Below are 18,523 nucleotides of genomic sequence, written 5' to 3'. Positions count from 1 at the left end.
TACGTAAGCTGCAGTCTGGTAGCTCGTCGGGCTCATAACCCGAAGGTCGTCGGTTCAAAATCCGGCTCCCGCAACCAAAACATCAAAAAAAGGCTACTACGAAAGAGTTTTTTTGTAATCTGATAAAAAAAGCTTCTTCTGAAACAATGGCATGGCATCTTTCATGAAACCGTATGCGGTTTGTAGAGTCCATGTCATTGCAAGCTATGCTCAATGCTCAAGCGCTACCCTCTACGACCAATGGCCGCTGTCGCCCCACCCGGCGATAAGCGTTAATATTTGTAATTATTTTGTCCATAGGGATTGGTAACTTGGCTGGATACCTCCATCCTGTCGCGCACAATCCACGAGGTGATTGATGCGCGCCAACTCGTCTGAACCACAAGACACTGTCACAGCGACACAACCGATCACTCCCACCCGTTTGCGTTGGCTGGATCTGTTGAGCAAGTACCGTCAGCCCATCGGGCTGGGCGTTACCCTGTTGCTGTTCGCAATAGCCCTGATCGCCTGCCGACACTTGCTGCTGGAGCTGGACCTCTACGCCCTCCACGACTCGATACTGGAAGTGCCAAAGCCCGCCCTGCTGGGTGCGTTTGGCGCGGCCGTCGCAGGTTTTATCATTCTGCTGGGCTATGAATTCTCCGGCGCGCGCTACGCCGGGGTAAAACTGCCTGCCAAGACCCTGGCCCTGGGTGGCTTCACTGCCTTCGCCATCGGCAATGCCATCGGTCTATCGATGCTCTCGGGCGGTTCGGTGCGCTACCGTTTATATGCACGCCATGGCATCGGGGCTTCGGAAGTGGCGCACATGACCGTGTTCGCCAGCCTGGCCCTCGGCACTGCCCTGCCGCCGCTGGCCGCCTTGGCCACGCTGAGCAACTTGCCGGCTGCATCGACTTACCTGCATTTATCGCAAGGCTTGCTCGGTGGCATTGCCGGTGCGGTGCTGCTGTTGTCGGCCGCGCTGTGCATCGGCATTTATCGTCGCCGTTTGCCGGAACAACCTTACCCGGACAACCTGTTGGTCAAGGCTGGGCGTCGCACCCTGCGCCTGCCCGGCCGCCGCCTGACCTTCCTGCAACTGATCATCACCGCGCTGGACGTCGCCGCTGCCGCCACCGTCCTTTATATGCTGCTGCCCGAAGCGCCGCCGTTCGGCCCGTTCCTGCTGGTGTACCTGCTGGCCCTGGCCGCAGGCGTACTCAGCCATGTACCGGGCGGCGTCGGTGTGTTTGAAGCGATTCTGCTGGCGGCATTCGCCGACAAACTCGGTGCCGCGCCGTTGGCTGCCGCCCTGCTGCTGTACCGGATGATCTACGTGGTGCTGCCGCTGCTGATCGCCTGCGTGTTCCTGCTGGTCAACGAAGCTCAGCGCCTGTTCCAGACCCAGCAAAGTTTGCGGGTTGCCTCGGGCCTGGCCGCACCAGTGCTGGCCGTGCTGGTTTTTTTGTCAGGCGTGGTTCTGCTGTTTTCCGGCGCCACGCCAGAAATCGACTCACGCCTGGAAAACATCGGCTTCCTGATTCCCCACCGCCTGATTGATGCCTCGCACTTTGGTGCCAGCCTGATCGGTGTGTTGTGCCTGTTGCTCGCTCAAGGCCTGCGTCGACGCTTGTCGGCTGCCTGGATGCTGACCATGGTGCTGCTGCTGACCGGCGCCCTGCTGTCGTTGCTCAAAGGCTTCGACTGGGAAGAAGCCAGCTTGATGATCATGACCGCGGTGTTGCTGGCGATCTTCCGTCGCTCGTTCTACCGCGCCAGCCGCCTGACCGAGCTGCCATTTTCGCCGCTGTACCTGGTGGCCAGCGTGTGTGTGCTGGGCGCTTCGATCTGGCTGCTGCTGTTTGCCTATCAAGACGTGCCGTACAGCCACCAACTGTGGTGGCAGTTCACCCTCGACGCCAACGCCCCACGTGGCTTGCGCTCATTGCTGGGTGCAGCGGTGCTGCTGGTGATTGTGTCGCTGACCTGGCTGCTGCGCACTGCACGCCCGATCATCCACTTGCCGACACCGGACGAACTGGCCCGCGCGACTAAAATTCTGATGGCCTCGTCCCAACCCGATGGCGGCCTGGCGCTGACCGGTGACAAGGCGCTGCTGTTTCACCCCAACGACGAAGCCTTTCTGATGTACGCGCGCCGCGGTCGCAGCCTGGTGGCGTTGTACGACCCGATTGGGCCAACGCAACCGCGCGCCGAGATGATCTGGCAGTTCCGCGACCTGTGCGACATCCATCACGCCCGCCCGGTGTTCTATCAGGTGCGCGCCGAGAACCTGCCGTACTACATGGACATCGGCCTCACCGCGATCAAGCTGGGCGAAGAAGCCCGCGTCGACCTGAAACGCTTTGACCTGGAAGCCAAGGGCAAAGAGATGAAGGACCTGCGCTACACCTGGAACCGGGGCACGCGGGACGGTCTGTCACTGGAGATCTTCGAGCCGGGCCATGCGCCGATGGACGAACTCAAAGTGATCTCGGATGCCTGGCTGACCGGCAAGAACGTGCGCGAAAAGGGCTTCTCCCTGGGCCGCTTCAGCGACGACTACCTCAAGCACTTTCGCATCGCTATCATTCGCTTCGAAGGGCGCACGGTGGCGTTCGCCAACCTGCTCGAGACCTACAATCACGACCTGGCCAGCCTCGACTTGATGCGTGCGCACCCTGACGCGCCAAAGCTGACCATGGAATTTATGATGGTCGGCCTGATTCAACATTATAAGAACCACGACTACGCCCGCTTCAGCCTCGGCATGGTGCCGTTGTCGGGCCTGCAACCACGACGTGGCGCGCCACTGACCCAGCGCCTGGGTTCGATGGTGTTCCGCCGTGGCGAGCAACTGTATAACTTCCAAGGTTTACGCCGCTTCAAAGACAAGTTCCAGCCTGACTGGGAACCCCGTTATATGGCCGTGCCCGCAGGACTTGATCCGCTGGTGGCACTGGCTGATACCGCCGCCCTGATTGCGGGCGGCTTGACTGGATTGGTGAAACGCTGATGATTCGACGCTCCTGGCGGTATGTCTTAGCCCTTGTGGTGCTGCTTGCGCTGATCTCGGCGGGTGGCTTCTGGTACATGAAGCGCCCTGCCGCGCAACCGGCTCTGGAGCAACTGGCCCAGGCCGACGGTTCGGTGATGACCCGCGTCACCCCGGCAGGCACTGCCAAAGCCCGTGTGGCGGTGGCCGTTATGGCCGATGAAACCCTTACCGACAGCCAACTGATCGCGCTGAGCCAAGGCGGCGCGGCGCAAATTGTTCAAGTGATCCTGCCCAAAGATGACTGTGCGTTACAAGAACAAGCCTTGCAAAGTGCACTGGCCCAACTTAAAGGCCCGGCGACGCTGGTCAGCGGCATCGGCCCTGGCGCGGCACTCGCCTGGCGCTGGCTGGCCACGCAGAACGACGACAAGGCCAACGCGATCTCTGTTGGCTTCGCGTTGGTGCAGGAAGGGTGCAAGGACCCGCTGCCGAAAACCGCCGCGCATGGCAATTGGCTGGTGGCGTGGAACGATAACCCGGACGATGAAAGCGCCAGTTTCGTACGCGACACACCGCGCGCGACCACCAGCATCAGCGACTACGACATTCACTACCCGCAAGTGCTGAACAACGAACTGCGCAAGCAGCTTGTCGGTTCGGACAACGGCGGCCTGGCGATTCCTGTGGTCGAAGTACCGGCTGGCCAGGCCAAAGACACTGTTACGCTGTTCCTTTCCGGTGACGGCGGCTGGCGTGACCTGGACCGCGACGTGGCCGGTGAAATGGCCAAGATCGGCTACCCGGTGGTCGGCATCGACACCCTGCGCTACTACTGGCAGCACAAAACCCCGGAACAAAGCGCCAAAGACCTCACCGAACTGATGCAGCATTACCGTCAGAAGTGGGGCACCAAGCGCTTCGTGCTGACCGGTTATTCGTTCGGTGCCGACGTACTGCCGGCGATCTACAACCGCTTGCCGGAAAACGAACAGCAACGCGTCGATGCCATCATTCTGCTCGCGTTCGCGCGCACCGGCAGCTTTGAAATCGAAGTGGAAGGCTGGCTGGGCAATGCCGGCAAAGAAGCCGCTACCGGCCCGGAAATGGCCAAGCTGCCGGCTGACAAAGTGGTGTGCATCTACGGTGCCGAAGAAGTCGACGAGAGCGGCTGCACCGACAAGACCGCTGTTGGTGAGGCGATGAAGCTGCCCGGCGGGCATCACTTTGATGAAAACTACCCGGCGCTGGCCAAGCGTTTGGTGGACATCATCGTGAAGCATCAGGCCAAGGATAAAACCGAGTAAGCCTGAGGTTTGCATCAATCAAAAATGTGGGAGGGACCTTGGTCCCTCCCACAGTTGGTTTTGGGGCGTGGTAAATAACTAGCGCGGTTCGATGTGCGCAATCATCAGTTGCACGGTTTCCTGCCCACGAAACTCGTTCACGTCCAGCTTGTAGGCCAATTCAACCCAACGCACCGTCGGGTTGGGCCAGACCTCACGGTCCACGCCAAACGCAATGCCATCAAGCTTCACAGACCCGCATTCGCTCTTGAGCACCACTTTAAGGTGCCTTTCGCCTACCACGCGCTGCTCCACCAACTGAAACACACCGTGAAACAGCGGCTCGGGGAAATGCTGCCCCCACGGCCCGGCATGTCGCAGTGCGCGCGCCAGCTCCAGATGAAACTCTTCCACCGCCAGCGTGCCATCGGTCAGCAGGCGCCCGGTGAGGTCTTCTTCACGCAGTTGCCGACGCACTTCGGCATCAAAGGCTTCGGCAAACAACGGGAAATTCGCTTCAGGCAGCGTCAAACCCGCCGCCATCGCGTGGCCGCCGTATTTGGCGATCAGGTTGGGGTGCTGGCTTGCCACTACCGCCAACGCATCACGGATGTGAAAACCCTGCACGGAGCGCCCAGAGCCCTTGAGCAAGCCATCACCGGCATCCGCAAAGGCGATGGTCGGGCGGAAGTAACGCTCTTTCATGCGCGAGGCCAGAATACCGATCACGCCTTGGTGCCATTCCGGGTCGAACAGGCACAAGCCGTAAGGCATCGACTCCACCGGCAAGTCCTTGAGCTGGGCGAGCGCCTCGCGCTGCATGCCTTGTTCGATGGATTTGCGGTCCTGGTTCATGCCGTCAAGCTGCGCAGCCATCTCGCGTGCGGCCGCAACGTCAGTGGTGAGCAGGCATTCGATGCCCAGGCTCATATCATCCAGGCGCCCGGCGGCGTTGAGCCGTGGCCCCAGAATAAAACCGAGGTCGGTGGAGGTAATGCGCGCATGGTCGCGTTGGCGACTTCGAGAATCGCCTTGATGCCGGGCCGAGCGCGACGGCGCGAATACGCTCAAGGCCTTGATAGACCAGGATGCGGTTGTTGGCGTCCAGCGGCACCACGTCGGCGACGCTGCCCAGCGCCACCAGGTCGAGCAGTTCACCGATGTTCGGCTGGGGCTTGCTGTCATACCAGCCCAGGCTGCGCAAACGCGCGCGCAAGGCCATCAGCACGTAGAAGATCACGCCGACACCGGCCAGCGCCTTGCTGGGGAACTCACAACCGGGCTGGTTCGGGTTGACGATGGCGTCTGCCGCCGGCAATTCATCGCCCGGCAAGTGGTGGTCGGTGACCAACACCTGCAACCCCGCCGCTTTGGCCGCCGCCACGCCTTCGACGCTGGAAATGCCGTTGTCCACGGTGATCAGCAACTGCGGCTCACGCTGCAGAGCTACCGCGACGATTTCCGGGGTCAGGCCATAGCCGTACTCAAAGCGGTTCGGCACCAGGTAGTCGACATGCGCCGCACCGAGCAAACGCAGGCCCAGTGTACCGACCGCGCTGGCAGTGGCCCCGTCGGCGTCGAAGTCACCGACGATCAGGATGCGCTGGCGCTGCTCCAGGGCCGTCACCAACAGGTCCACCGCCGCATCGATGCCCTTGAGCTGCTGGTAGGGAATCAACCGCGCCAGGCTCTTGTCCAGCTCGGCTTCCGACTGCACCCCGCGCGCGGCGTAGAGACGGGTCAACAGCGGCGGCAATTCACCGAGAAACGGCAGTACAGCGGGCAACGGGCGAGGATCAATACGCATGGGACGTCGGGGAGTTCTCTGTAGGGGAAAGGTAAGGTTTAAGCCTCAAGCCTCAAGCTTCAAGCTTCAAGCTTCAAGCTCGTAGCTTGCAGCTGCTTCTATTCAGTCGCGCTCGCCGACGAGCCATTCCAGCTGCACTTCATGCTGGCCACGGTCATCGGTGACGAAGAGTGTGCCTTCACTGATCATCACGTCCCACTTGATAACGCGAGGCATGTCCTTGGCCAGGGTTTCGAGGATTTCCTGCGGCACAGCGGCGATGTGCACGTTTTTCAGGTTTTTGGCCACGGGCACTACTTTGCCTTCCCACACGCGCAGGCTGCCGTAAGCCAGCAAACTGGTGCGTTCGGTACGGCGCGAACACCAGGTCAGGCGATCAGCGTCGGGCTGACCGACTTCGATCCAGTGCAAAACCCGATCATCCAGGCTTTTTTCCCACAGCGCCGGTTCGTCCACATCTGACAGGCCACGACCGAACGCCAACTGCTCGTTGTAAAACAGCGCGTAGGCCAGCAGACGCACTGTCATGCGCTCTTCGGTTTCGGAAGGGTGGCGGGCGATGGTCTGTTTGACGCTCTCGTACACCGAACGGTCGAGGTCGGTGAGGTTCAGTTCGAATTTGTAGGTCGTGGACGGCTGGGCCATGAACGGGCTTCTAGAGACAGGGAAAGGCGGCCAGTCTAACCGATGGCGAGGTCATTCAACGAATACTGCGCTGCATCATCCTTATACCTGCGTAACTCGCCTATGTTAAAAGGCATCACACCACCGCCGTTCGTTTGATGAGGAACCTCATGTCGATTAATGCCAAACCACTTGCTGGCCTGAAAGTCGTCGAGCTGGGCACCCTGATCGCTGGCCCCTTTGCCTCACGCATCTGCGCCGAATTCGGCGCGCACGTGATCAAGGTCGAATCCCCGGACGGCGGCGACCCACTGCGTAAATGGCGCAAGTTGTATGAAGGTACGTCGCTGTGGTGGTTTGTACAGGCACGCAACAAAAAGTCGCTGACGCTTAACCTCAAGCATCCGGACGGCCTGGCGATTCTTAAACAGTTGCTGGCAGACACCGACATTCTGATCGAAAACTTTCGCCCCGGCGTGCTGGAAAAGCTCGGTTTGAGCTGGGAAACCTTGCACGCACTGAACCCGAAGCTGGTGATGGTGCGCCTCTCGGGGTTTGGCCAGACCGGGCCGATGAAAGACCAGCCGGGGTTTGGCGCGGTGGGTGAGTCCATGGGCGGCTTGCGTTACATCACCGGGTTCGCCGACCGCCCGCCGGTGCGCACCGGAATTTCCATCGGCGACTCGATTGCGGCGTTGTGGGCCGTGATCGGCGCGCTGATGGCGCTGCGTCATCGTGAAGTCAACGGCGGCCTCGGCCAAGTGGTGGATGTGGCGCTGTATGAGGCTATTTTCGCGATGATGGAAAGCATGATCCCGGAGTTCGACGTGTTCGGGTTTATTCGCGAGCGCACCGGCAACATCATGCCGGGTATTACGCCCTCCTCCATCCACACCAGTGCTGATGGCAAGCACGTGCAAATCGGTGCCAACGGTGACGCGATCTTCAAACGCTTCATGTTGGCAATCGGCCGTGAAGACTTGGCCAACGACGCGCAATTGGCCAGCAATGACGGACGTGACACCCGCCGCGATGAGCTTTACGGCGTGATTGATCGCTGGGTCAATTCGCTGCCGGTGGACCACGTGGTTGAGCAGCTCAACCAAGCCGAAGTACCCGCCAGCCGCATTTACAGCGCCGAAGACATGCTGGGTGACCCGCAGTTTCTGGCGCGGGAGATGTTTCTTCAGGCCAAGCTGCCGGGTGGCAAGGACTTCAAGATGCCCGGGATCGTGCCCAAACTCTCGGATACACCGGGCAGTTGTGAATGGGTTGGGCCGCAACTGGGCGAGCACAACAGCGTGCTGCTCAACGCGCTGGGTTACGACGCCGCAGCCATCAAGCGTTTGCGTGAGGATGGCGCGATCTGATGGCCAGTCCGCGCAGACGACGACTCCTTCCTCTGTGCCTAGCCGGTGCGATAGGCGCAATATTGCCGCTCTCGGCACAGGCCGAAGACACATTGATCTGGTTGCTGCGCGACCTGCCGCCCATCACGCTTTTTGAGGGGCCACAGAAGGGTCAGGGCGCGCTGGACCAACTGTTATTGATGCTCACCAAGCGTCTGCCGGAATACCGCCACCAAGTCATGCACGTCAACCGTGCCCGCAGCATTCAAATGCTGCGCGACCCCACGCTCACCTGTGATCCGTCAGTGCTGTGGACAGCGGACCGGGCCAAGTACATGGTGTTTTCCGACTTGGCTTACGTCTCGGTGGCCAACGGCGTAACAGTGCGACGCAGCCAGTTAGATAAAATGGCGCCGTTTATTGTCGAGGGCCACTTTGACCTGCAGGCCTTTCTCGACTCGCCTGACGCGCGCGTTGGCGCCACCGCCGAACGAAGCTATGGCCCCTTCATCGACGACCAGCTCAAAGGCGCCGCCGCAGACACATTGGCCCTGCATTACGGCAATGATGCGCTGGGCAGCCTGTTGCAAATGCAGCGTCTGGGGCGACTGGAGGTGGTGTTGGGTTACGCGTCGGAAATCCGCTACCACGCTGCGCAACAGGACATCGCCGCCCACGACCTGATGTTCTATCCCATCAAAGGCTCTGCGCCTTACCAGCTTACGCATATCGGTTGCTCAGACACGCCTCAAGGTCGCGACGCCATGCAGCGAATCAATCAGGTGTTAAGCGACATCCCCCAGCAACAGCTGCAGCAATCCTACGCTGCATGGTTGGACCCGGTCATGCGGGAACGCTACTTGCTCGACAACCCGAGCTTTTTCCAAGATTCCCCGGAGCCCTGACAAATCGCAGGCAAAAAGAAACCCCGAAGCGTGGGGAGACACTTCGGGGTTAAACGTGGCCTACAATGACCAGTACAACAAGCCACAAACACCGGAGCACAATGTTTGCTCTTGCTGTTACGAAATCTGACCGGCCATGCTGCAGGAAGTTTCCTCGATTAAACAATTCTTCATGCCAAGGCGCCGCCGCGGGTTTGCGCAGCATTGCGCAAGGCTGCAATGACGGAAGGCTCCAGGCGGCCTTCGGCAATTTTCAGGTCACGCAGCAAGCAGTCGACCACATCCACGAGTACACGTTTATCCATCAATTGCGCCTGGTCGACTTCGCGCTCGACCACAATGGCGCCAGCAGGGCTCTTCACCGTCACCAGGCAATCGCCCTGCGCACCGCAGGTGGTCAGCGTAACCTGATAAGGGCTCAGTGCTTCTTCGAGCAATAGGCTGATACTTTCCATTTCGATCACCACTCAATAGTTCGCAAACATGCGTTTCAACGGGAGCTGCATCTCTCCTAAGTGACTGGTTATGACGTAGGAAAGTTCGCTTTTTCGTCTTTGTGCGGCCTTCGGGGAGTGACGAGAACCAGCATGCGCTTGCAACATGACAATCAGAAAACGCATCCACATAACTGCTTACGCAATGGGCGGTTGTTTTGGGGGTTGCAGGGCGCCGAGACCGTAGGCGAATCCTATACTCAGTGAGCACCGACCGACCTGCCTGGCAGGCAGAGCGCATGTCAAAAGGCCCTATCAAGAAGGATGAAGATGATGCTGCAACACGACAAAGAGCAGGCTGTAATAGAAAAAATTCACGCTGACATATCACGCATCTATGCGGAGCAACGAAAACTCAACGCCGAAGCCCACAAAATAACCCGTGAAAATTTCTGGTACCCGCTGGGAGTCGTCATGGCCATGTTTACAGTGTTCAGCTCAGTGGTGGCCCTCGCCATTAAAATACTTACGTAACCGACTGAGCACAGCCGGGCCTGCCAACAACGAAAAACGCCGCTGACCCAAGGAAGGGAAAGCGGCGTTCTTGTCTGCGCCAAGGCGCGAGCGGTTTGCCTTACAACGGCTTACCCCGGTTGCCATGCTGGCTGACAAACGCCTGCACAGCCTTCAGGTCGTTCGCCAGCACGGTGCAGCGCTCTTCACGCTCAAACAGGTCAACCAGGTGCTCGGGCAATTCCAGCGCCTTGCCAACGCCAGCCTTCAACACCGCTTCCGGGAATTTTACCGGGTGGGCAGTGCCCAGGATCACCATGGGTATGTCCAGGCTACGACGGCATTCGCGTGCGGCCTTCACGCCAATAGCGGTGTGCGGGTCCAGCAGCTCGCCGGTCTGGGCGTAAACCTCGGCGATGGTTTCGCAGGTCTGCGCATCGTCCACGGCCAGGGAGTCGAACAGCTTGCGGGTTTCGGTCCAGCGCTCTTGTTCGACGCTGAAGCCGCCACCGCGCTTGAAAGTGTCCATCAAACCGGCAATCGCTGCACCGTTGCGACCGTGCATGTCGAACAACAGGCGTTCGAAGTTCGACGAGACCATGATGTCCATCGACGGCGACAGCGTTGCGTGCAAGGTCTCTTTGGCGTACTGGTTGCCGCTCATGAAGCGATGCAGGATGTCGTTGCGGTTGGTGGCAACGATCAACTGGTTGATCGGCAGCCCCATGTTGCGCGCCAGGTAACCGGCAAAAATATCGCCGAAGTTGCCGGTCGGCACCGAGAACGACACCGAACGCGCCGGGCCGCCCAACTGCAGGGACGCGTGGAAGTAGTAGACGATCTGGGCCATGATCCGCGCCCAGTTGATCGAGTTCACTGCCACCAAACGTGTGCCTTTGAGGAAGCTCTGGTCGGCGAAGCTGTTCTTGACCATTTCCTGGCAGTCATCGAAGTTGCCTTCGATGGCGATGTTGTGGATGTTCTCACCAAAATGGTGGTCATCTGGCGACGCTGCACCTCAGACACGCGCTTGTGCGGGTGCAGGATGAAGATGTCGACGTTCTCGCAGTGCTTGCAGCCTTCGATGGCCGCCGAGCCGGTATCACCGGAGGTCGCGCCGATGATCACCACGCGCTCGCCGCGCTTCTCCAGCACGTAATCGAGCAAGCGACCGAGCAGTTGCAGAGCGAAGTCCTTGAACGCCAGGGTCGGGCCGTGAAACAGCTCAAGCACCCATTCGTTGCCGTTCAGTTGACGCAACGGGGCGATAGCGCTGTGGGAAAATACGCCGTAGGTCTCTTCAAGAATCTTTTTGAAATCCGCATCCGGAATGCTGCCGGTGACGAACGGGCGCATTACCCGGAACGCCAGCTCGTGGTACGGCAGGCCAGCCCAGGAAGCGATTTCTTCCTGGGTGAAGCGTGGCAGGTTTTCCGGTACATACAGGCCGCCATCAGTGGCAAGGCCTGCGAGCAAAACGTCTTCGAAATTCAGGGCCGGTGCCTGGCCGCGGGTGCTGATGTAACGCATAGGAGCAAACCTTTGGTTTGAGCTTCAAGCTGCAAGTGACACGCTTCAAGTTAAAGCAGATTTGCTTCTACTTGAGGCCTGCCGCCTGCGCTTGCAGCTGAATTAATTTAGATGTTCGACGCGAATCCGCACCACCGGGCCGACCACGCCTTGCAGGGCTTCCAGGGCGGCGATGGCGTCGTTCATGTGCTGCTCAAGCACGCGATGGGTCAGCAGGATCATCGGCACCTGGCCGTTTTGCTCCTCGACTTCCTTCTGCATGATCGACTCGATGTTGATGCCGCGCTCCGACAGGATGCTGGCAACCTGAGCCAACACACCCGGATGGTCCTGGGCCTGAATGCGCAGGTAGTAAGCACTTTCGCACGCCTCGATCGGCAGGATCGGGTGGGCCGACAGCGAATCCGGCTGGAAGGCCAGGTGCGGCACGCGGTTTTCCGGGTCGCTGGTCATGGCGCGAACCACGTCCACCAGGTCGGCAATCACCGACGACGCGGTCGGTTCCATGCCGCGCGGCGCCGTAGAACAGGGTCGAACCGGCAGCGTCGCCATTGACCATCACCGCGTTCATCACACCGTTGACGTTGGCGATCAGGCGGTCAGCCGGGATCAGCGTCGGGTGCACACGCAGCTCGATACCGGCCGATGTGCTGCGCGCTACGCCCAAGTGCTTGATGCGGTAACCCAAGGCTTCGGCGTAGTTCACGTCGGCAGTGGTCAGCTTGGTGATGCCTTCGGTGTAGGCCTTGTCGAACTGCAGCGGAATACCAAAGGCAATGGACGCCAGGATGGTCAGCTTGTGCGCCGCGTCGATGCCTTCCACGTCAAACGTCGGGTCGGCCTCGGCATAACCCAGCGCCTGGGCTTCGGCCAACACGTCTTCGAACGTGCGGCCTTTTTCGCGCATTTCAGTGAGGATGAAGTTACCGGTGCCATTGATGATGCCGGCGACCCAATTGATACGGTTGGCCGACAGGCCTTCACGGATCGCCTTGATCACCGGAATACCACCTGCCACAGCGGCCTCGAACGCAACGATCACACCCTTCTCACGCGCCTTGGCGAAGATTTCGTTGCCGTGCACGGCGATCAGCGCCTTGTTGGCGGTGACCACATGCTTGCCGTTTTCGATGGCCATGAGCACCAGCTCACGGGCGACGGTGTAGCCGCCGACCAGTTCGATGACGATGTCGATTTCAGGGTTGGTGGCAATGGCGAAAACATCGTTGGTAATCGCAATACCGGTCGTTTGGAACTGAGGCTTTGGCGAGCGTGTGGCAATTTGCGCCACTTCAATCGCGCGCCCTGCACGGCGGGAAATTTCTTCAGCATTACGCTGAAGTACGTTAAAGGTGCCGCCACCGACGGTCCCTAACCCACAGATGCCAACTTTGACCGGTTTCACTGAAGAACTCCCCATGAAACGACCGACGCTGGGTCGGTCGCGGAAAAACAGCCGCATCACTGCGGCTTTCAATTAATGGCCCGTCGATCTGTCGGCGGGCCATGATCGTCAAAGGCTCGACGATGCTGGTTTATTTAGCGCCCAGTGCCAGTTTGGCAACTTGTGGTGCAGGCTGGTAGCCCGGAATCACCTGACCGTCAGCTAAAACGATGGCCGGAGTACCGTTCACACCGATTGACTGGCCCAAGGCAAACTGCTTGGAAACCGGGTTGGCGCATTTGGCCGCCTTGATATCCTTGCCATCGACCATCTTGTCCATCGCCGCTTTTTTGTCGGTCGAGCACCATACCGCCTGCAACTGCTCGTCGCCGGGCGAACCCAGGCCCTGGCGCGGGAAGGCTACGTAGCGCACTTCCACACCCAGCTTGTTCAGCGCGGGCACTTCGGCGTGCAGCTTGTGGCAATACGGGCAGGTGGTGTCGGTGAACACCGTGATGTGGGTTTTGGTTTCGCCGATCGCTGGGTAAACCACGGTTTCAGCCACCGGAATACCGTTGATCAGCTTGGACACGCCCAAGCGCTCGGCTTGCTCGGTGAGGTTGACCGGCTTGCCGTCTTTCAACTGGAACAAGTAGCCCTGAACGATGTACTGGCCATCGGCACTGGCGTACAGCACGCGGCTGCCCTTGAGCTTGACTTCATACAGGCCGGCCATCGGGCTGGTGCTGATGCTTTCGATCGGCGTGTCGAGCTGCAGCGCGGCCAGGCTCTTGCGAATGGTTTGCTCGGCAGCGTCGTCGGCGACGACAAAGGTGGAAACCAACGCAATCGCTGCGGCGGCAATAATCTGGGTCACGCGCATGGGAACTCCTGAAGGCAGATGCAGGGACGGGTGCGCAACACCGATAGGTAAACCAGGCGCTGTAAACACAAGTCAGACCGTCCCCTTAACTAACCGGCGAAGCCTACCACAGTTGGGCCGGGGGGCAGACTGCGACAAGCAAATTGGGCCTTTTCCGACAGACTTTTACCCGCGCGGATGATGTTTGGCGTGCATCTCTTGCAGACGTGCCCGCGCCACATGGGTGTAAATCTGCGTGGTGGATAAGTCGCTGTGCCCGAGCAGCATTTGCACCACCCGCAGATCAGCGCCGTGGTTGAGCAAATGCGTGGCGAACGCATGGCGCAACGTGTGCGGCGAAAGGCTCTTGCTGATCCCGGCGACCTTGGCCTGGTGCTTGATACGGTGCCAAAACGTCTGACGGGTCATCTGTTCGCCGCGCAGGCTGGGGAACAGCACATCGCTGGGCCGCCCGCCGAGCAATTCACTGCGGGCATCACGCATATAGCGCTCGACCCAGACGATTGCCTCCTCGCCCATCGGCACCAGCCGCTCCTTGCTGCCCTTGCCCATCACGCGCAGCACGCCTTGGCGCAGGTTGATTTGCTCCAGGGTCAGGCTGATCAACTCGGTGACCCGCAAGCCACAGGCGTACAGCACCTCAAGCATGGCGCGGTCGCGCTGGCCGATAGCCTCGCTCAAGTCGGGCGCGGCGAGCAAGGCATCCACGTCAGCTTCCGACAGGGATTTTGGCAATGGCCTACCGAGTTGCGGCATATCGACTTGCAGCGTCGGGTCGACGGCGATCAGTTTCTCGCGCAACAGGTAGCGATAGAAACCACGCACGCCGGAAAGAAAACGCGCAGTCGAACGGGGTTTGTAGTGCTGCTCCAGGCGCCAGGCCAAGTGATCGAGGATCAGCTCACGGCCGGCATTGATCAGTTCGAGGTTTTGCTCCTGCATCCAGCCGTTGAACAGGGCCAAGTCGCTGCGATAGGCCTGACGGGTGTTGTCGGACAGGCCTTTTTCCAGCCACAGGGCATCGAGGAAACGGTCAATCAGCGGGTGGTCGATGGCGGGCATAGGCGCTCAAGCGTGGAAGAGGTGTTGTCGGTGACATCCTATCGCGAGCAAGCCCGCTGCCACAGGGGGAATACCTGGATGAACGGCAAAGTGACAAATTTCAGGCACAAAAAAGCAGCCCGTAGGCTGCTTTTTTCTGCATCGGGAAGCTGGGCTTAAGCCAGTTTTTCCTTGATGCGAGCTGCTTTACCAGACAGGTCACGCAGGTAGTACAGCTTGGCTTTACGTACGTCACCGCGACGTTTAACGGCCATGCTGTCGATTTGCGGGCTGTAGGTCTGGAAAGTACGCTCTACGCCAACACCGTTGGAGATTTTACGCACGGTGAAAGCACTGTTTACGCCGCGGTTACGCTTGGCGATAACAACACCTTCGAACGCTTGCAGACGCGAACGGTCGCCTTCCTTCACTTTCACCTGAACGACAATAGTGTCGCCCGGGGCAAAGGTAGGGATTTCTTTGGTCATCTGCTCTGCTTCGAGTGCAAGGATGATTTTGTTAGTCATGCTGTGCTCCTAAGGTAAGTCAATGGACCTACCATCGATACGTTGTTAACTATCGTCCCGCGCGAGGATGTATTCCTCGAGCAGCTTCTTCTCTTCTCCAGAAAGCGAGCGGCTTTCCAGAAGATCGGCGCGTCGTTCATAGGTCCGACCAAGGGACTGCTGTAAACGCCAACGCCGGATGTGTGCGTGATTGCCACTTAGCAATACGTCGGGAACACGCTGATCCGCATACACCTCCGGTCGGGTGTAGTGCGGGCAATCCAGCAAACCATCCGTGAAGGAATCTTCCTCCGCGGAGTCCGCATGCCCTAAAGCTCCAGGCAGCAGTCGTGTAACCGCATCTATCAGGACCATCGCCGGCAGCTCGCCGCCAGACAGAACATAGTCCCCAATCGACCACTCTTCATCGACATGAGCTTCAATAAACCGCTCGTCAATGCCTTCATAGCGACCGGCAATCAGGATTAATGCTTCCTCATTCGCCATGTCGCGTACCGCAGCCTGTTTCAGCTGACGGCCTTGAGGGGACAGGTAAATTACCTTCGCCTTCTCCCCGGCGGCGGCCTTGGCCTGAACCAATGCGTCTTCCAGGGGCTTGATCTTCATCACCATGCCCGGGCCACCGCCAAATGGGCGATCGTCCACAGTGTGATGCCGATCCGTCGTGTAGTCTCGCGGGTTCCAACAGGTAAGCTGCAACAGCCCCTGTTTCACCGCCCGACTGGTGATGCCGTACTCGCTGATGGCGGAAAACATCTCGGGAAACAAACTGATCACTTCAATGCGCAAATTAGCCACGCTTAGAAGTCCGCGTCCCATTCCACCTTCATCTCGCCCGCTGCCAGGTCGATAGCCAACACGCATTGCTCGGTATACGGCAACAGGCGTTCGCGATCATCCAGGCTGCCAGCGCAAGGCTTGACCACCATTACATCATTGGCGCCGGTTTCCAGAAGGTGATCGATTTTCCCGAACAATTGCCCGAGTTGATCAATAACCTTCAGACCTTCCAGCTGGTACCAGTAGTACTCGCCGTCGGTCAATTCAGGGAACAGGTTGCGCGGCACGCAGATCTCATAACCGGCCAGAAGACGCGCTTCTTCACGATCATCAAGACCCTTGAGCTTTGCGACCAGGAACTTGTCGCTCCCGCGTCCACTGACCAGCTCGACCTGTTTCACACTGCCTTCGCGCCTAAGCGTCCAGGTTTTGTACTGCAACAGGTTTTCAGTCGGATCAGTAAAGGAATACACCTTCACTTCGCCGCGAACGCCATGAACAGAGTAAATCTTGCCGATAACGATCAAATCATCAGCAACAGTTGGCGTCGCGTTCATATTGCTCAGGCTGCGGCCTTAGCCGAGTCCTTCAACAGTTTTGCAACGCGCTCGGATGGCTGTGCACCAACGCTCAGCCAGTAGGCTACGCGCTCTTGGTTCACGGACAGACGAACTTCTTGACCACGAGCAACAGGGTTGAAGAAACCAACCTGTTCCTTGTGCGAACCGTCGCGCGGGTTGCGGCTGTCGGTTACGGTCAAGTGGTAAAACGGGCGCTTTTTGGAGCCGCCAAGGGCAAGACGGATTGTTAGCATGTGAACATCGTTCCTGTAGTCGGTGCTGCAAATCTAAATGCACAGCGGGCATAGGTGCCCGAAAGGCCGCATATTCTAAGGAATATCCGGACTTTTGCAAATGTCTTTTTCTGGCGCCTATCAGCGTGCCACTCAGATCTGCTATAGAGCCGTCGGTTAAAACGGCTGGTCAGCTCCCGCTAACTGCGGGTTTGCTGGAGATCCCACATCCTTGTGGGTCGGAGCAGGAGCTAGGCCCCCGCTCGAATTCTTTACATTTTCGGCATGCCGCCGCCGGGCAACATACCGCCCATGCCGCGCATCATTTTGGCCATTCCGCCTTTTGCGGAGAATTTCTTCATCATTTTCTGCATCTGCTTGTGCTGCTTGATCAAGCGACCGATGTCCTGCACCTGAGTACCGGAGCCCATGGCGATACGACGTTTGCGCGAACCACTGATCAGCTCAGGGTCACGGCGCTCGGCCGGCGTCATGGAGTTAATGATGGCTTCCATCTGCTTGAACTGCTTCTCTGCCGCGCCCTGGGCATTGCCCATTTGCGCCAGATTCACACCGCCGATGTTCGGCAGCTTGTCCATCAGGCCGCCGAGGCCGCCCATGTTCTTCATTTGTTGCAGTTGGTCACGGAAGTCTTCGAGGTCGAAGCCTTTGCCCTTCTTGAGCTTTTTAGCCAGTTTGTCGGCTTTGTCCTTGTCGAGCGTGGCTTCAGCCTGTTCGATCAGGCTGAGCACGTCGCCCATGCCGAGGATGCGCGAGGCGATACGCTCTGGGTGGAACGGTTCGAGCGCTTCGCTCTTCTCGCCCATACCGATGAACTTGATCGGCTTGCCGGTGATGGCCCGCACCGACAGCGCGGCACCGCCACGGGCATCGCCGTCGACCTTGGTGAGGATAACGCCGGTCAGCGGCAGTGCGTCACCGAAGGCCTTGGCGGTGTTGGCCGCATCCTGGCCGGTCATGGCGTCGACCACAAACAGCGTCTCGACCGGGTTGATCGCGGCATGCAGCGCCTTGATCTCGCCCATCATCTCTTCGTCGATGTGCAGGCGACCGGCGGTATCGACAATAACCACGTCGATGAACTTGAGCTTGGCTTCTTTAATCGCAGCGGTGGCGATGTCGACCGGCTTTTGGCTCAGGTCGGACGGGAAGAAGGTCACGCCGACTTCGCTGGCGAGCATTTCCAACTGCTTGATCGCCGCCGGACGGTAAACGTCGGCCGACACCACCATCACGGTTTTATTTTTGCGCTCTTTAAGGAAGCGCGCCAGTTTGCCGGCGGTGGTGGTTTTACCCGCACCTTGCAGACCCGCCATCAGTACGACGGCAGGCGGCACGGCGCTGAGGTTCAAGTCTTCGTTGGCCGCGCCCATCAGGCTTTCGAGTTCGGCCTGCACGATCTTCACAAAGGCCTGGCCCGGGGTCAGGCTGCGCGACACTTCGGTGCCGACCGCACGTTCTTTGACCGAGTTGACGAAGTCCTTGACCACAGGCAACGCCACGTCGGCTTCCAGCAACGCCATGCGCACTTCACGCAGGGTGTCTTTAATATTGTCCTCGGTCAGCTTGGCCTTGCCGGTTACGTGGCGCAGCGTCTGCGAGAGACGGTCAGTCAGGTTTTCAAACATGCGCGATCCTTTCAGGCCCTATTCATCGAAGTGCATCG

At 59.2% G+C, this 18,523-nt stretch carries 14 protein-coding genes and 3 pseudogenes; 5 read left to right on the top strand and 12 right to left on the bottom strand.

What is annotated here, in order from left to right:
• Nucleotides 1–358: 358 nt before the first annotated feature.
• Together mprF and F0169_RS13285 are read left to right on the top strand one after the other, a co-directional pair.
• Nucleotides 359–3,001: a bifunctional lysylphosphatidylglycerol flippase/synthetase MprF gene (gene mprF, locus F0169_RS13290; protein WP_058414796.1), complete on the top strand. Its 2,643-nt coding sequence runs from the start codon at nt 359–361 to the stop codon at nt 2,999–3,001.
• Nucleotides 3,001–4,287, top strand: coding sequence for a virulence factor family protein (locus F0169_RS13285; RefSeq protein WP_058414797.1), 1,287 nt, complete (start codon nt 3,001–3,003; stop codon nt 4,285–4,287). Before mprF ends, F0169_RS13285 begins: the two co-directional genes overlap by 1 nt.
• A gap of 78 nt (nt 4,288–4,365) precedes the next feature.
• Here the strand turns inward: F0169_RS13285 and recJ are convergent.
• Both recJ and F0169_RS13275 read right to left on the bottom strand, forming a co-directional pair.
• Nucleotides 4,366–6,073 (bottom strand): annotated as a pseudogene (recJ, locus tag F0169_RS13280) (single-stranded-DNA-specific exonuclease RecJ).
• Between the two features lie 102 nt (nt 6,074–6,175).
• The gene (locus F0169_RS13275; RefSeq protein ID WP_099239823.1) at nt 6,176–6,718 is read right to left on the bottom strand and encodes a YaeQ family protein; all 543 of its coding nucleotides are present in this window, start codon (nt 6,716–6,718) and stop codon (nt 6,176–6,178) included.
• 149 nt (nt 6,719–6,867) lie between these two features.
• Here F0169_RS13275 and F0169_RS13270 point away from each other — a divergent pair, with 149 nt between their 5' ends.
• On the top strand, nt 6,868–8,067 hold the full coding sequence (locus F0169_RS13270; protein WP_152746784.1) for a CaiB/BaiF CoA transferase family protein: 1,200 nt from the start codon (nt 6,868–6,870) through the stop codon (nt 8,065–8,067).
• Nucleotides 8,067–8,951 (top strand): TIGR02285 family protein, encoded by an 885-nt coding sequence (locus F0169_RS13265; RefSeq protein WP_152746783.1) that lies wholly within the window; start codon nt 8,067–8,069, stop codon nt 8,949–8,951. Before F0169_RS13270 ends, F0169_RS13265 begins: the two co-directional genes overlap by 1 nt.
• 170 nt (nt 8,952–9,121) lie before the next feature.
• On the opposite strand, the gene F0169_RS13260 is transcribed toward F0169_RS13265, so the two are convergent.
• Nucleotides 9,122–9,406 carry a DUF3509 domain-containing protein gene (locus F0169_RS13260; protein WP_058414802.1) on the bottom strand — a complete coding sequence of 95 codons (285 nt, stop codon included), beginning with the start codon at nt 9,404–9,406 and terminating at the stop codon, nt 9,122–9,124.
• Between the two features lie 312 nt (nt 9,407–9,718).
• Here F0169_RS13260 and F0169_RS13255 point away from each other — a divergent pair, with 312 nt between their 5' ends.
• The gene (locus F0169_RS13255) at nt 9,719–9,919 is read left to right on the top strand and encodes a hypothetical protein (RefSeq protein ID WP_152746782.1); all 201 of its coding nucleotides are present in this window, start codon (nt 9,719–9,721) and stop codon (nt 9,917–9,919) included.
• A gap of 100 nt (nt 9,920–10,019) precedes the next feature.
• Here F0169_RS13255 and thrC read toward each other — a convergent pair.
• The 9 genes and pseudogenes from thrC to ffh all read right to left on the bottom strand — a co-directional run bounded on the left by thrC (nt 10,020) and on the right by ffh (nt 18,485).
• Nucleotides 10,020–11,428, bottom strand: a pseudogene (gene thrC, locus F0169_RS13250) (threonine synthase).
• A gap of 102 nt (nt 11,429–11,530) precedes the next feature.
• Nucleotides 11,531–12,833, bottom strand: a pseudogene (locus F0169_RS13245) (homoserine dehydrogenase).
• Between the two features lie 130 nt (nt 12,834–12,963).
• Nucleotides 12,964–13,695, bottom strand: a complete 732-nt coding sequence (locus tag F0169_RS13240) for a thioredoxin fold domain-containing protein (RefSeq protein ID WP_152746781.1) — start codon at nt 13,693–13,695, stop codon at nt 12,964–12,966.
• A gap of 165 nt (nt 13,696–13,860) precedes the next feature.
• Entirely contained in the window at nt 13,861–14,757 is an 897-nt protein-coding gene (xerD, locus tag F0169_RS13235) for a site-specific tyrosine recombinase XerD (RefSeq protein ID WP_122250658.1), read from the bottom strand.
• A 155-nt stretch (nt 14,758–14,912) separates the two neighbouring features.
• On the bottom strand, nt 14,913–15,263 hold the full coding sequence (gene rplS, locus F0169_RS13230; protein WP_003175895.1) for a 50S ribosomal protein L19: 351 nt from the start codon (nt 15,261–15,263) through the stop codon (nt 14,913–14,915).
• A gap of 45 nt (nt 15,264–15,308) precedes the next feature.
• Complete coding sequence (gene trmD, locus F0169_RS13225) at nt 15,309–16,082, bottom strand: tRNA (guanosine(37)-N1)-methyltransferase TrmD (RefSeq protein ID WP_152746780.1); 774 nt, start codon at nt 16,080–16,082, stop codon at nt 15,309–15,311.
• Entirely contained in the window at nt 16,064–16,600 is a 537-nt protein-coding gene (gene rimM, locus F0169_RS13220) for a ribosome maturation factor RimM (protein WP_122250659.1), read from the bottom strand. Before rimM ends, trmD begins: the two co-directional genes overlap by 19 nt.
• A gap of 5 nt (nt 16,601–16,605) precedes the next feature.
• Complete coding sequence (gene rpsP / locus F0169_RS13215; protein ID WP_003175899.1) at nt 16,606–16,857, bottom strand: 30S ribosomal protein S16; 252 nt, start codon at nt 16,855–16,857, stop codon at nt 16,606–16,608.
• 251 nt (nt 16,858–17,108) lie between these two features.
• Nucleotides 17,109–18,485: a signal recognition particle protein gene (gene ffh, locus F0169_RS13210; protein WP_152746779.1), complete on the bottom strand. Its 1,377-nt coding sequence runs from the start codon at nt 18,483–18,485 to the stop codon at nt 17,109–17,111.
• Between the last annotated feature and the right edge of the window lie 38 nt (nt 18,486–18,523).

Source organism: Pseudomonas kitaguniensis, assembly GCF_009296165.1.
Classification (GTDB): Bacteria; Pseudomonadota; Gammaproteobacteria; order Pseudomonadales; family Pseudomonadaceae; genus Aquipseudomonas; species Aquipseudomonas kitaguniensis.
Note: the sequence above shows the minus strand (reverse complement) of the source record. Positions and strands in the feature narration are given on the sequence as shown.